Raw genomic sequence first — 13,826 nt, 5'->3', positions numbered from 1 at the left:
TCATGATTAATCCAACTCTTCCGCATCTACCACATTGCGACCTTTATCCGCATGTCGCTCGATACCGAGTTGCACCAGACGATCGATCAGCTCGCTGTAGCTCACACCCGCCGCTTGGAAAAGCATTGGATACATGCTAAACGGCGTAAAGCCTGGCATCGTATTCACTTCGTTGATGTAGAGCTTGTCGTTTTTCTCATCCCAGAAAAAGTCTATACGGGAAAGGCCAGAGCCATCGAGTGCTTGGAATGCCTGCTTGGCTATTTCCGCGATTTGTTCGGATACATGCTCGGGAACGATGGCAGGAATGGAGAGCTCTGTTCCCGCCCCCTTGTACTTGGCTTCGTAATCGTAAAATTCTTTAGCAGCAATGACTTCCCCAACGACAGATGTCATCAGCTCTTCATTCCCCAAAACGCCAATCTCCAATTCACGTGCTTGAACGAACTCTTCCACAATCAATCTGCGGTCAAACTTGGCAGCTACCTCTAATGCGTGCTTGAGCTCCTCACGATTTTTCGCTTTGTTAATCCCTACGCTAGAGCCCATATTCGCCGGTTTGACGAAACACGGATAGCCGAGTTCACGCTCGATCCGATCCATGACATCGTCCTGTCCTTTTTCCCATTGCGAGCGCAGAAAGCCTACATATTTCACTTGCGGAAGTCCAGCCTGTGCAAAGACGGTCTTCATCATCCATTTATCCATTCCGATAGCGGAAGCCATTACTCCGGTTCCCACGTACGGGATATTCGCCAATTCCAACAGTCCCTGGATCGTCCCATCTTCGCCAAATGGTCCATGAACCACAGGGAAAACAACATCCAATTGCTCATTCATGGCAAACAGCGACCCTGACTTGCTTGCGACTGCCAGCTCTTGCCCTGTCTCTGTTGCCTCGCTAATGACTGGCGTTTTTGCCGATAAGCGCAACGCTTCGATCTTATCCGGCAGTTGACCTGCCAGTGTTTCTCCAGTCACCCAAGAGCCATCCAATTGAACGTACACAGGTGTTACCTCATATTTATTTGCATCCACGGCCTGCATAATGGACATGGCCGTACGCAATGAAACTTCATGCTCTGAGGATTTTCCTCCATAAATAATGCCCAGTCGGATCTTTTGATTTCCCATCTGTGTCATGCTCCTTTCCCCTCCGTACGAAACCGGAGAGTCTACCCAGTTTCTACTCTCTCCTATGCTATGCAAAAGCCCAACATCTGCTCTATTTACCGGGCCGAGCCCGTCATTTAGCATACACAAACCAAACGCCAAAAACAAGAGAAGCAAGTATCACCTGCTCACGTTTTTTCACATACCATATAAATAAAATTCCTGTCATGGAGCTATTTTTCTGGAGGGATTTCCATGAGAGATTATTTGTTGTACTGCACATATTGCTCTTCTTACACTTTATTGCACAGCTATGATAAGGAAAGCGGGTCTTTCTTGGGGGAATACTCCCTGCTGCATAACAACTACACCCGAGACCCCATCGTCTTGAACAAATTTCTCCTCGCCCATCTCGGTCATACCATCCGTACCATTCCCTCTAAGACGGATGACTACCGCCATATCATCTGCAATGCCTCCCATTTTTTGGAGGATGATATTGACAAGTACGTGGAGGAAAGTCAGCAGCGGGCTAAGTTCAAGGAGCGTGATCGGAAAAGCGAACGGGAAATTGGTCAGGTACAGCTATATCTGCTCGAGCATCTCTTGACCCACGAGCTTCAGAACTTAAGCCAGGCCCGCGCTTCTACCCCCGCCGAAGGACAAGTCTTGTTGGGCAAGGAACTGGGGTTCAAGCAGGCTCTCGATCTCGTCAGGCGTGTAAAAAATGACAAGCAATTGTCATGAGCACTTATTTCTTTGTTCGAAATGATTCACGTTCTTTTGCAACTCTTTCCGCTCGTCGCGCGTATAAAAAGAGAGACGATGATACAAGCGGGGGGAAAGAACATGTTTGAATACAAATTCGTCCGAGTTGAGCTGTCCTCTTTTCGACGCCAACCAAAAGAAGATTATCAGACCGTTGTCCACGAGCACGCCAAGGAAGGCTGGCGTTTGGTGCAAATCTTTGCTCCAAGCATCGGGGGCGACGGTATGGCCAAATACTTCGAATTGATTTTTGAAAAACCAAAATCTTAAATCAGGCTGAAGCCAAAAAGAAAAACAGCGCCGTATGAAAGCGGACGCTGTTTTTCTTTTTCTCTATCGACGATCTCTTACTTCAAAGATGGCAAATTTCAAATAATGAGCCTCATCAGCCCCACTGATTTGCGGATGATCCTTGCCCGCGCCTCGCCATTCAATCAGGCGCAATATCTTTTTCGCATCGACCGCTGCCTCTTGAATCGTTTGCAGGAACAGCTCAGGAGACATATGGTACGAGCAAGACGCGGTAACGAGAAAACCCCCTGAACGAACGAGCTTCATCCCGTTTAAGTTAATGTCTTTGTACCCGCGGCAAGCGCCTTTTACTGCCCCACGTGATTTCGCGAATGCTGGCGGGTCAAGAATGACCACATCCCAGCTCTTGCCTGCCTCTACATTTTCACGCAAATAATCAAACGCATTGGCCACCACAAAATCAACGCGATGCAAAAAGCCATTGAGTGTAATGTTTCGCTTCGCTGTTTCGATGGCGTGATCGGAAATATCGAGGGCTGTCACTTTTTTCGCACCGTGCTTGCAAGCATTCAGGGTAAAGGAACCGGTATGTGTAAAGCATTCCAATACCTCAGCGCCATCCCAAAACGGATTTTTAACCACTTTACCGCGCTTGTCTACAGGCATCTGCTTTGTCTCGCCATCAACTTCCATGCTCGTCAGGGTAATACCGTGGTTTTCGCCCCAGCCTTTCATCAAAGGCGCGATGGAAGCGCGATTCTCCCGCTGATCATAGAAAAAGCCAGTCTTTTGCCCCTCTACGATATCGACATAGTATTTTAATCCGTTTTCTTCGATCAAAACCTCACGCGGACACTCTCCGTACAGGACTTCTTTGCCCTGTGTCAGCCCTTCCAGTTCACGGACAGGTACATCATTGCGCAAATAAATACCAGTCGGTGAAAAAACCGCTACGAGTGCATCCCGAATCCATTCGATTCGCTTCTCCATCCCCAATGAGAGGACTTGGACAACCAATGTGTCTTCATAGCGGTCGACGATGAGTCCTGGCAAAAAGTCGGCTTCCCCGTAAATAACGCGGCATGCCCGTGGGTTGTCCACAAATCTCGTCCGGAATTCTGCCGCCTGCTTGATTTTGCGCAAGAAAAAGTCGTAGTCGATCTCTTCCTTTTGGTCATAACTCAAAATGCGCACGATCATTTGTGAAGCAGGGTTGATGTAGCCCTTTGCCAAAAAATGTCCTTTGTGATTGGTGACCTCGACGATTTCACCTGGTTCTACATCCCCTTGAATTTCTAATACCTCTGATTGAAAAATCCACGGATGTCCTACTTCTAGCCGCTTTTTCCGATGTTGATTCAATAGCACACGAGCCATGCAGCTATTCCTCCTCTTGTCATGCTTGCCCTTGTACAGGCATAGCGTTATAGTAACTTGCTAAAAATGGACAGGGAGGAACGTATCTTGTGATAGTCTCCATCCTCGCCCCTTTTACCTTTGGGCTCACTTTTTTTCTTTTCGGTATGTACGCCATGCGCTCCGGCTTTCAAAACCTCGCCGGCAAAAAAATGGAAGAATGGATGGGGCGATTTACACGTACCCCGCTCCATAGCTTCTGGATTGGTCTCTTCGCTACTTTTGTCTTGCAAAGCTCCAGTGCGGTAACTGTCCTGACGATTGGGCTGACGAACGCAGGCATCATCCAGTTCACACAAACCGTCGGCATCATATTGGGAACCAATTTGGGCACGACAGTGACAACGGAGCTGGTTGCGCTCAAGCTCGAGTCCTTTGCCATCCCCATGCTTCTCATCGGAGTGGCTCTATGGCTGATGCCGCGCCGAAACATTCGTTGCATTGGTCTCGTCGTCGCTGGCTTCGGACTGATTTTTCTCGGAATCGATACATTGAAAGTCATGGCGAAGCCTTTGGAGCAGTCTGAGACGTTTCGTTCGCTTTTTCTGGAGAGCAGCCATTCCATCTGGATCGGTTTGATTACCGGGATCATTTTCACCGCTCTCATTCATAGCGGTTCCGCTACGACCGTGATCACGATGGGCCTGCTCAGTCATCAAATTCTTTCGATGGAAACGGCACTCGCCATCGTACTGGGCGCAAATGTCGGAACTTGCTTTACCGCTGTCATCGCTGCAATTGGCACGAATACGGCATCCAAACAGGTCGCATGGTGCCATACGCTCTTCAACGTCGCAGGCGCGATTGTTTTTTTACCGTTTCTTTCCCAGCTTGCCCTCGTCAGTGCATTTTTAACGGATAGTCCTTCGATGCAGATCGCTCATTCACAGACGATCTTCAATCTCGTCTGCTCGTTGGTCGCGCTGCCATTCGTGCCGCAGATTGCCCGCTTTATTCAATGGTTGATCCCTGATAAGCGTCGTCCTACTGACCTCACCTTCAGAAAGAAAATGGTATCAAGTAGATGGAAGTAATGACGCCTGCCACGATCATTGCGACACTGGACGCTGCCGTTTGAACAGGTGAAACGCGGTTCAAGCTGGCTGTACCAATGGCGTGAGCACTCGTACCGATGGCGATCCCGATTGCCCAATCATCCGTGATCTTACCCCATTTGAGAACAGGACGGGCAATCATGACACCGACCATCCCCGTCAATGCGGTAAAAAAGGCTGCAAGCGCAGGTTCGCCACCTATGGAACGACTCAGCTCCAACGCAATCGGGGTGGTCACGGATTTACTGAGCATGCTTTTGTATACGAGCTCATCTGAACCCAGACACCAATGAACCGCGATAACAACGAAGATCGCGACTGCACAGCCTGCACATACACCAAGCAAAACACCACGCCAAATATGAGCAAACTCCTTGATCTGTTTAGCCAGCGGAATAGCAAGTGCCACCGTTGCAGGGCCGAGCCAAAAGGAAATCCATGATCCTCCGGCAGCAAACGCCTCCCAATCGCCGCTAAACGCCCACCACATGGTCCAGACCAAGACCACAGCCACCAGAAGAGGCTGCAACCGTTGGAATCGAGCGTTGATCATTGTTGCGCCTTTGTACCCTGCTATCGATACCAAAATGGCGAAAAATTGACTAAGCATCCAGAGTCCTCCCCTCTTGCTGCAAGGACGATTCTGATTTTTGTTTATGGTGCTTCAAATACCATTGCACGACCACACCCGTCACAAGCATGACTAGCAATGGTCCGAGAACCATCGATAGTATGATTGGCAATGGGTTTTGCGTGAATACGTTTAAATAGGAAGCGACTCCGACGATGATCGGTACGAAAAAGAGCAACATATGTCGGATCAGAAAAGTACCCGCTTGTTCCACCATATCCATTCGTATCCATCCCATACACAGTCCCAGTGTTAACAGCAACATTCCCACCAGGTTACCAGGCAGGGGAATATGCAGCCATTTGCTCGCAGCTACGCCGACTCCATAAAAAGCCAACAGGATGATGATTCCTTTAACAAATTTCATTTTGCTAATCTCCTCCCCGCTCCCTATCCTCTCTCTATAGGAACATCAGCATGCAGGACGGAAAAAGCCCGGCCTTACCTCGGCCAGGCTTTTCTTTCGTATTAGTATCCGCTGCCTGTTGTTTTTGCTCCAGTTACAATGGAAACACCGGAGCTTGTACCGATACGGCTCGCGCCTGCTTCGATCATCGCAACCGCTGTTTCGCCGTCACGAACGCCACCAGACGCTTTTACACCTACATTTGGTCCTACGGTTTTACGCATCAGGGCAATATCTTCAACCGTTGCTCCACCTGTTGAAAATCCTGTGGAGGTTTTTACGTAATCAGCACCAGCCTCTACGGAGAGCTTGCAAGCAACTACTTTTTCTTCTTCAGTCAAGAGGCAAGTTTCCAGAATCACTTTCAAGAGAATATCGCCAGCAGCTTGCTTCACAGCAGCGATGTCTTTTTTGACAGTTTCCAGGTCGCCGGATTTCAGTGCACCTACGTTCAGTACCATATCTACCTCAGTCGCTCCGTCTGCAATCGCATCGCGGGTTTCGGCTGCTTTGGACTCGATCGTGCTCGCTCCCAGAGGGAATCCGATAACTGTGCACACTTTCACATCAGAGCCTGCCAAGAGTTCAGCAGAGCGTTTTACCCAATAAGGGTTTACGCATACAGACATGAAATCGTGCTCTCTTGCTTCTTGGCACAGCTTGTCAATCATCTCTTGTGTAGCATCAGGCTTCAACAGCGTGTGGTCGATATATTTGTTCATGTTCATAGAACTACACCTCTATCCCTAATTGTTCGAATGCAAGGCGAAAAATGCTGTCATTGTTACGGTATCCTCGTTGCAGTTGCAAGTCCCATGCTTCCTTTGCTGGATGCCAATGAACATCATTGATTTCTTCCAGCTGTACGGTGATCTCTGTGTTGTAAGCTTCCACCAAATAATAATGGACTTCTTTGTCGATGGATTCGCCCGTCACCGGATGCGTATACACGTAGGTGATCATGTCGAGCTTGGACCCCAATCGTCCTGCTACGCCTGTTTCTTCCAAAACTTCGCGCAGAGCCGTTTCTTCGATGGTCTCGCCCATCTCCTGCTTCCCTTTTGCGAGTGTTACTTTGCCATAGCGGTCTTCAATCAATAGGAGCATGTACTCTGTGTCTTGCTTCTGGTATACAACGCCTCCTGCCGATATCTCCCTCATATAGCTCGCTCCTTCAGGTAAGGCAGCGCCTCTGTTTCCACTACGCGGACAAAAGTCCCTTTGCAGTATTCCGAGCCTGGTTCATCCAATCTGACCTTGCAAATCTTGCCGATCATGCTCTCATCGCCAGGGAAGACGACGTTCAGGTAGTTGTCCGAATAGCCCATCAGAAGACCGCTATCAGGCGCTTCTTTAAATGGACGCTCCGGAATGACTTCCAGTACATCCCCTACGAATTTCTTGGAGTATGCCAAGGTCAATTCCTGATTGAGCTCCAGAAGCTTCGCTACGCGCTCGTTCTTTTCCTCTTCAGGAATTTGATCCGTCATACGCGCTGCTGGTGTACCGGTACGCATGGAGTACGGGAATACGTGCATCTCGGCAAAACCGATTTTCTTCATAAACTCGTATCCGTTCCAGAATTGCTCTTCGGTCTCACCCGGGAAGCCTACGATGACGTCTGTTGTAATCGCTGCTCCTGGCAATGCTTCACGAACTTTGACCATTCTTTCGTAAAACTCAGCAGTCGTATACTTGCGGCGCATGCGTTTCAACACTTCGTCATCGCCCGCTTGCAGCGGTACATGCAGATGGCGCACGACACGATCGGAGTTGTTGATGACTTCGATCACTTCATCGGTGATTTGGCTCGCCTCGATCGAACTGATGCGGATGCGCTTGAGACCTTCTACTTGATGAAGGTCAAGCAACAGCTTGGCCAAATTGTAGTCTTCCAAATCCTCGCCGTATCCACCCGTATGAATCCCAGTCAAAACGATTTCCAAATAGCCCGCTTCCACCAGCTTTTGAGCCTGTTCGACGACGCTTTCCGGTTTGCGAGAACGCATCAGACCGCGTGCCCAAGGAATAATGCAAAACGTACAAAAGTTGTTGCAGCCCTCTTGAATCTTCAGGGAAGCACGTGTGCGATCCGTGAAGTTAGGAACATCCAGCTCTTCGAATTCGCGAGCTTTCATAATGTTGCCTACTGCGTTGATCGGCTGGCGCTCTGCACGAATTTGATCCACGTACTCGATCAGCTTCTCGCGTCCTTGTGTACCAACTACGATATCTACACCGGGAATTTGCGCAATCTCACTTGGGGAGGTTTGCGCATAGCAGCCAGTTACGGCTACGATCGCCTCAGGATTTCGGCGAATCGCACGACGAATCACTTGGCGGCTCTTCTTATCCCCGGTGTTCGTCACGGTACAAGTATTAATGACATAAACATCTGCATCATCTTTTTCGAAGTCGACTCTCTCGTAGCCGTCTGCCTTAAACAATTGCCAGATGGCTTCTGTCTCATAGCTGTTTACTTTGCAGCCCAATGTATGAAAAGCAACGGTAGACATTGCCATTCCTCCTTTTCCGTGAAAAACGCCTCGACGTTTTTCATAAAAGTGGATGTGACCGCTTGCGGTCAACCAAACGGTCATGACCGTTTAGTTCCTGCTCATCCTTTGCGAAGTGATGAAGCCTTGCGTTCAAACTGATAGGAAGCGCAGGCCAAAACGTACTGGCTTGCCGTTTCCGTGCGCAAAATGCGCGGGCCGAGAGAAACCGTCAGGAACCCTTTGCTCTCTGCTTGGGCCACTTCCTCAGGAGAGAAGCCTCCCTCCGGTCCGACGAGGACGAGAAGTGAATCACCCGCAGTCATCTCTTCTAGCACTTGATGAATCGTGGTACTGCCTTCTTTTTCATAGGCAATTGCACAATGCGTATACGACTGGCTAGCTTGAAGTATCTCACGAAATGAAACAGGAGATAAAAGCTCTGGCAAAACAGCACGATGAGACTGCTCAGCAGCCTCCTTAACAATTTTGCGCCAACGCTCCAGTTTTTTCGCTTCTTTTTTGGCGTCCAGCTTTACAATGGTTCGCTCAGAAGAAAACGGGAAAAAAGAGTACGCCCCAAGTTCCGTCCCCTTTTGCAAAATCCACTCCAGCTTCTCGCCTTTTGGAAGCCCCTGACCAATTGTGACCCGGATCGGCAGTTCTCGTTCTTCTTGAAGCATTTCCATTACTTCTGCCCGCACTTCCTTGGTAGAAAGGTAGACAAGCTTGGCCCGTGCCGACCTGCCCGCTCCATCAGAAACGATGATTTCTTCGCCTTCCCGAGCACGCATTACATTTACGATATGGTGTACATCGTCTCCGACAATCGTTAGCTCATTCTCACTAAAGGAATGTGGCTCGACAAAATATCGTTGCATCTCGCCAACCCCACTATTCTATCGTTTTTTTGCTACAATTGCTACCCAGTCATCGATGAAAATGGTTTCCACGACCTCAAGACCTGAAGCCGCCAACGCCGCTTTCACATCCGCTTCACGTGCAGCAATAATACCTGACGAGATAAAGGTTCCACCTGGCTTCAACACGCGGAATACATCGTCGGTGAAACGCACGATGACTTCTGCCAAAATGTTAGCCACTACCACTTCTACCTGCTCCTCGATGCCGTCGAGCAAGTTGTTTTGTCTCACGTTAATATGCTCATGCACACCATTCAGTTCGGTATTGGCCTGTGCGGAGCGTACGGCCACTTCATCCAAGTCCATCGCTAGCACATCTTTTGCTCCGAGCTTGATAGCAGCAATACTCAAAATAGCTGTGCCTGTCCCAACATCATACACCTGATCGCCTTTTGCCATGTACTTCTCGAGTGCACGCAGACAAAGAATGGTCGTCGGATGTGTACCTGTTCCAAATGCCATTCCTGGGTCCATCTCGATAATGATCTCATCTGGATTCTTCGGCTCGTAATCTTCCCATACTGGCTTAATGGTCATGCGATCAGACACATGAACCGGTTTGTAATATTTTTTCCAGGCGTGGGCCCATTCATCTTCGTGGACATCGTTTACAGCAATCGATGCCTTGCCGATATCCAAACCGTACTCGATCAACTGCGCCAATTGCTCTTTCAGCTCTTCTACTACGTCAAGCAGCTCGCTGCTGTCAACCGGCAGGTATGCTTTAACGAATACGCCCTCGGCCGGAAAATCATCAGGAGAAAGCTGGTAGATTTCGCCAAAGGGGGTATCCCACTCACGATAGAGCACCTCCGGGTCTTCAATTACGACACCATTGGCACCCAATTCATACAAGAGGCTTGACACCGCCTCCGTAGCCTCCGCTGTAGTATGGATACTGATTTCTGACCATTTCACGAATCTACCACTCCCCACATAAGCTCCCAATCGGGCTTTTCATTTAATCGACTCTGCTACATGAAACTTTAGGCAAAAAGCGGACAAAACCGCGACGGATTACTCGCCGCGGAATGCCCGTTTCATTTTTTCGAAAAAGCTTTCGTCTTCTCCTCCATGCTGTCCTGGCTTTTCTCCAGACAGTTCGGCGAGCTCACGCAACAATTCCTTTTGTTTATCGCTCAGCTTGGTCGGTGTAATGACGCGCACTTTCACATGCTGATCACCACGGCCGTTTCCACGCAAATGCGGAACACCTTTACCACGCAAGCGGAAGAATGTTTCTGTTTGGGTACCTGCCGGGATCTTCAACTTCACACGACCATCGACAGTCGGCACTTCGATCTCATCTCCAAGTGCTGCCTGTGCGTAAGTAAGTGGAACCTCACAGTAGATATCATTTCCTTCACGCTCAAAAAACTCATGACTCTTCACACGCAAAACGACGTACAAATCTCCAGGAGGTCCACCGTTTGCGCCCGGTTCACCTTCGCCTGTTACGCGCAATTGTGCTCCATCGTCCACACCTGCTGGGATGTTGAGATGAATTTTGCGGCGTACCTTGACACGTCCACTGCCACGGCAAGTTGAACATTTTTCTTTGACGACTTTCCCTTTGCCTTCGCAAGTCGAGCAAACACGGCGATTGACGATTCGGCCGAATGGCGTGTTCGCCACCACTTCTTGCTGTCCAGTACCGCTACAAGTCTTACATGTATCGACACCGGAACCTGGTTTCGCGCCAGAACCAAGGCATGTATCGCATTCTGCTTCTTTTGGAATTTCCACGTCGGTTTCTTTTCCAAAAATCGCGTCAATAAAGTCAATGCTGAGGCCAAATTGCAGATCAGACCCTTTGCGCGGTGCATTTGGATTCGAACGTCTGCCTCCACCACCGAAGAACATATCAAAAATATCTCCGAAGCCGCCCATGCCGGATCCATCAAAACCTCCGCCACCGAAGCCCTGATTCGGGTCTTGGTGACCAAAACGGTCATACTGCGCACGCTTTTGTGGCTCGGACAGGATGTCGTACGCATCCTTTACTTCTTTGAACTTTTCTTCCGCGTCAGCCTCTTTATTTACATCGGGATGGTACTGACGTGCCAGCTTTCGGTACGCTTTTTTGATTTCATCCGCGTCCGCGTCCTTGGCAACGCCCAGAACCTCGTATAAATCACGTTTCATCTCCTACATCACTCCCATGACAGTCAACTGTTATCATAGCATGTGACAGACTTGAAAAAAAGTCAAAGTCAGCATTCCGTGACTTTGACTTTCATGGGTCACATCGTGGGAAGTGAGGGAAGAAATCTCTCCCCTCACAGTTCCAGCGTGTTACTTTTTATCGTCTACCACTTCGTAGTCAGCATCAACGACATTGTCTTTCTTCGGCTCTTGACCTTCAGCGCCGCCTTGTGCTGCTTGCGCTTGAGCAGCCTGCTCATAGAGCTTCACCGAAATTTGTTGGATGATCTCGGACAGTTCATCTTTCGCTGTCTTGATCTCCTCGATGTTGCCGCCTTCCAGAGCAGCTTTCACTTTATCTTTCGCAGCGTTAGCGCGATCGATTTCAGCTTGGTCGATCTTGCCTTCTACTTCTTTCAGTGTTTTCTCAGTCGTGAATACGAGCTGATCAGCTTCGTTGCGAACTTCTACTTGCTCTTTGCGTTGTTTGTCCGCTTCTGCATTCAACTCAGCATCTTTTACCATGCGATCGATATCTTCGTCGGAAAGACCGGAGTTGGAAGTAATCGTGATGCGTTGCTCTTTACCTGTACCCAGGTCTTTTGCACGTACGTTTACGATACCGTTCGCGTCGATATCGAAGGAAACTTCGATTTGCGGGATGCCGCGTGGCGCTGGCGGGATATCGGACAGGTTGAAGCGACCGAGAGATTTATTGTCGTTCGCCATTTGACGCTCACCTTGGAGAACGTGGATTTCTACAGATGTTTGGTTGTCAGCAGCTGTAGAGAACACTTGGGATTTGCTTGTTGGGATCGTCGTGTTGCGATCGATCAGCTTGGTGAATACGCCACCCAATGTTTCGATACCGAGGGACAGTGGAGTTACGTCAAGAAGTACGACGTCTTTCACATCACCAGTCAGTACGCCCGCTTGAACAGCCGCTCCCAGTGCTACTACTTCGTCTGGGTTTACACCTTTATGTGGTTCTTTCCCTGTAAATTTCTTGATTGCTTCTTGTACCGCTGGGATACGAGTAGAACCACCAACCAGGATAACGCGATCCAGTTCGCTTGGAGTCAGACCAGCATCTTTCAGCGCTTGACGAGTCGGGCCCATCGTACGCTCTACCAAATCAGCGGAGATCTCTTCGAATTTTGCGCGAGTCAGGTTCATCTCCAAGTGTTTTGGACCGGTTGCATCTGCTGTAATGAACGGCAGAGAAATGGTCGTAGTCAGAACACCGGACAGGTCTTTCTTCGCTTTTTCAGCAGCGTCTTTCAAACGTTGTTGTGCCATACGATCCTTGGATAGATCGATGCCATGTTCTTTTTTGAATTCACTCACCAGGTAGTTCATAACTACATCGTCGAAGTCGTCTCCACCCAGCTTGTTATCACCAGAGGTCGCTTTTACTTCGAAGAAGCCGTCGGACAATTCGAGAATGGATACGTCAAAGGTACCGCCGCCCAAGTCGAATACGAGAACAGTTTGATCTTCTGTTTTCTCCATACCGTATGCAAGAGCAGCTGCCGTTGGTTCGTTCACGATACGCAGTACTTCCAGACCAGCGATTTTACCAGCATCTTTTGTCGCTTGGCGTTGGCTGTCATTGAAGTATGCTGGAACCGTAATCACTGCCTGCGTCACAGGTTGACCAAGGTAGCTTTCCGCGTCTGCTTTCAGCTTTTGCAGAATCATAGCAGAAATCTGCTCAGGCGAGTATGCATTGCCTTCAAGCGTTTCTTTATGAGCAGTACCCATGTGGCGCTTGATGGAGATTACGGTATTGTCTGGATTGGTGATCGCTTGGCGCTTTGCCGCTTCCCCAACGATGCGCTCGCCGTTTTTGAATGCTACTACGGATGGTGTAGTGCGGTTACCTTCCGCATTGGCAATAACGACTGGCTCGCCGCCTTCCATTACTGCTACACAAGAGTTGGTTGTTCCCAAGTCAATTCCGATTACGCGACTCATACAAAATGTCCTCCTAACACTATACGTCTAGTGAATTTTCGTTTTTTGAGATTACTCGTTCACTTGAACCATCGCCGGACGAACGACGCGGTCTTTGAACATATATCCTTTTTGCAGCTCGGCTACCACAACGCCTGATTCAAACTCAGGGTTTTGTGTTTGCATAACCGCCTGGTGGATGTGTGGGTCAAATGGTGTTCCTTTTGCCTCGATTGCAGCCAAGCCTTCTTTATCGAATACTTGGACCATCTGACGATATACCATGTTTACACCCTCCAAGAGGGAGTCAACTGTCATGGATTCCTTGTCAGCGGCAAGTGCTCGCTCGAAGTTATCGAGAACTGGCAGAAGCTCTTCTACAATTTTAAGAGAAGCGTATTTAGCCAGATCTTCCTGCTCTTTGCGAACACGGCGGCGGAGGTTATCCATATCGGCCATGGCACGCAGCATGCGGTTTTGGTGATCCTCAGCCTGAGCCTTCCAGTGAGCAGCCTCTTGCTCCCAGTTCATCTCGGATGTTTCTGTTTGGTCTGCATCCTTTGCTACTTGTTCTTCCTCGAGAGTCGGGTCTTGCGTTACTTTTTCCTCGCTCAACGTCACTACCTCCTGGCGGCTTTTCCCAGTCAGAAGACTGTTTAGCCATTC

At 49.2% G+C, this 13,826-nt stretch carries 15 protein-coding genes; 3 read left to right on the top strand and 12 right to left on the bottom strand.

The window, feature by feature from the left end; all coding sequences use genetic code 11:
- Positions 1-6: 6 nt before the first annotated feature.
- A complete protein-coding gene (locus tag ACKKE8_RS11485; RefSeq protein ID WP_409179103.1) occupies positions 7-1,134 on the bottom strand; it encodes a D-alanine--D-alanine ligase in 1,128 nt (375 codons plus the stop codon).
- A 234-nt stretch (positions 1,135-1,368) separates the two neighbouring features.
- On the opposite strand from ACKKE8_RS11485, the gene ACKKE8_RS11480 reads away from it, so the two are divergent.
- Both ACKKE8_RS11480 and ACKKE8_RS11475 read left to right on the top strand, forming a co-directional pair.
- Complete coding sequence (locus ACKKE8_RS11480) at positions 1,369-1,860, top strand: hypothetical protein (RefSeq protein ID WP_409178270.1); 492 nt, start codon at positions 1,369-1,371, stop codon at positions 1,858-1,860.
- Positions 1,861-1,962: 102 nt separating this feature from the next.
- Positions 1,963-2,151: a DUF4177 domain-containing protein gene (locus tag ACKKE8_RS11475; RefSeq protein ID WP_007727654.1), complete on the top strand. Its 189-nt coding sequence runs from the start codon at positions 1,963-1,965 to the stop codon at positions 2,149-2,151.
- Positions 2,152-2,214: 63 nt separating this feature from the next.
- Here the strand turns inward: ACKKE8_RS11475 and ACKKE8_RS11470 are convergent, their stop codons facing one another.
- Positions 2,215-3,510 carry a class I SAM-dependent rRNA methyltransferase gene (locus ACKKE8_RS11470; RefSeq protein ID WP_409178269.1) on the bottom strand — a complete coding sequence of 432 codons (1,296 nt, stop codon included), beginning with the start codon at positions 3,508-3,510 and terminating at the stop codon, positions 2,215-2,217.
- Positions 3,511-3,599: 89 nt separating this feature from the next.
- Between ACKKE8_RS11470 and ACKKE8_RS11465 the strand changes: the two genes are divergently transcribed.
- The gene (locus ACKKE8_RS11465; protein WP_047072548.1) at positions 3,600-4,583 is read left to right on the top strand and encodes a Na/Pi cotransporter family protein; all 984 of its coding nucleotides are present in this window, start codon (positions 3,600-3,602) and stop codon (positions 4,581-4,583) included.
- Here ACKKE8_RS11465 and ACKKE8_RS11460 read toward each other — a convergent pair.
- The 10 genes from ACKKE8_RS11460 to grpE all read right to left on the bottom strand — a co-directional run bounded on the left by ACKKE8_RS11460 (position 4,549) and on the right by grpE (position 13,775).
- Entirely contained in the window at positions 4,549-5,214 is a 666-nt protein-coding gene (locus ACKKE8_RS11460; RefSeq protein ID WP_409178268.1) for an LrgB family protein, read from the bottom strand. The two genes, ACKKE8_RS11465 and ACKKE8_RS11460, sit on opposite strands and share 35 nt — an antisense overlap.
- A complete protein-coding gene (locus ACKKE8_RS11455) occupies positions 5,207-5,602 on the bottom strand; it encodes a CidA/LrgA family protein (RefSeq protein ID WP_409178267.1) in 396 nt (131 codons plus the stop codon). Before ACKKE8_RS11455 ends, ACKKE8_RS11460 begins: the two co-directional genes overlap by 8 nt.
- Positions 5,603-5,703: 101 nt before the next feature.
- Complete coding sequence (deoC, locus tag ACKKE8_RS11450) at positions 5,704-6,369, bottom strand: deoxyribose-phosphate aldolase (protein ID WP_409178266.1); 666 nt, start codon at positions 6,367-6,369, stop codon at positions 5,704-5,706.
- Between the two features lie 4 nt (positions 6,370-6,373).
- Entirely contained in the window at positions 6,374-6,802 is a 429-nt protein-coding gene (locus ACKKE8_RS11445; RefSeq protein WP_409178265.1) for an NUDIX hydrolase, read from the bottom strand.
- Positions 6,799-8,157, bottom strand: a complete 1,359-nt coding sequence (gene mtaB, locus ACKKE8_RS11440) for a tRNA (N(6)-L-threonylcarbamoyladenosine(37)-C(2))-methylthiotransferase MtaB (protein WP_409178264.1) — start codon at positions 8,155-8,157, stop codon at positions 6,799-6,801. The genes ACKKE8_RS11445 and mtaB overlap by 4 nt, the downstream gene beginning before the upstream one ends.
- A 101-nt stretch (positions 8,158-8,258) precedes the next feature.
- Positions 8,259-9,017 (bottom strand): 16S rRNA (uracil(1498)-N(3))-methyltransferase, encoded by a 759-nt coding sequence (locus ACKKE8_RS11435; protein WP_409178263.1) that lies wholly within the window; start codon positions 9,015-9,017, stop codon positions 8,259-8,261.
- An 18-nt stretch (positions 9,018-9,035) separates the two neighbouring features.
- Positions 9,036-9,977, bottom strand: a complete 942-nt coding sequence (gene prmA / locus ACKKE8_RS11430; protein WP_409178262.1) for a 50S ribosomal protein L11 methyltransferase — start codon at positions 9,975-9,977, stop codon at positions 9,036-9,038.
- 99 nt (positions 9,978-10,076) lie between these two features.
- Complete coding sequence (gene dnaJ, locus ACKKE8_RS11425) at positions 10,077-11,204, bottom strand: molecular chaperone DnaJ (RefSeq protein WP_088906871.1); 1,128 nt, start codon at positions 11,202-11,204, stop codon at positions 10,077-10,079.
- A 150-nt stretch (positions 11,205-11,354) separates the two neighbouring features.
- On the bottom strand, positions 11,355-13,181 hold the full coding sequence (gene dnaK / locus ACKKE8_RS11420) for a molecular chaperone DnaK (RefSeq protein WP_409178261.1): 1,827 nt from the start codon (positions 13,179-13,181) through the stop codon (positions 11,355-11,357).
- 51 nt (positions 13,182-13,232) lie between these two features.
- On the bottom strand, positions 13,233-13,775 hold the full coding sequence (grpE, locus tag ACKKE8_RS11415) for a nucleotide exchange factor GrpE (RefSeq protein WP_409178260.1): 543 nt from the start codon (positions 13,773-13,775) through the stop codon (positions 13,233-13,235).
- Between the last annotated feature and the right edge of the window lie 51 nt (positions 13,776-13,826).

The sequence above is a fragment of the Brevibacillus fortis genome (assembly GCF_046196545.1).
Taxonomy (GTDB): Bacteria; Bacillota; Bacilli; order Brevibacillales; family Brevibacillaceae; genus Brevibacillus; species Brevibacillus fortis_A.
The sequence above is the reverse complement of the archived record's forward strand: the minus strand, read 5'-3'. Positions and strand labels throughout refer to the sequence as shown.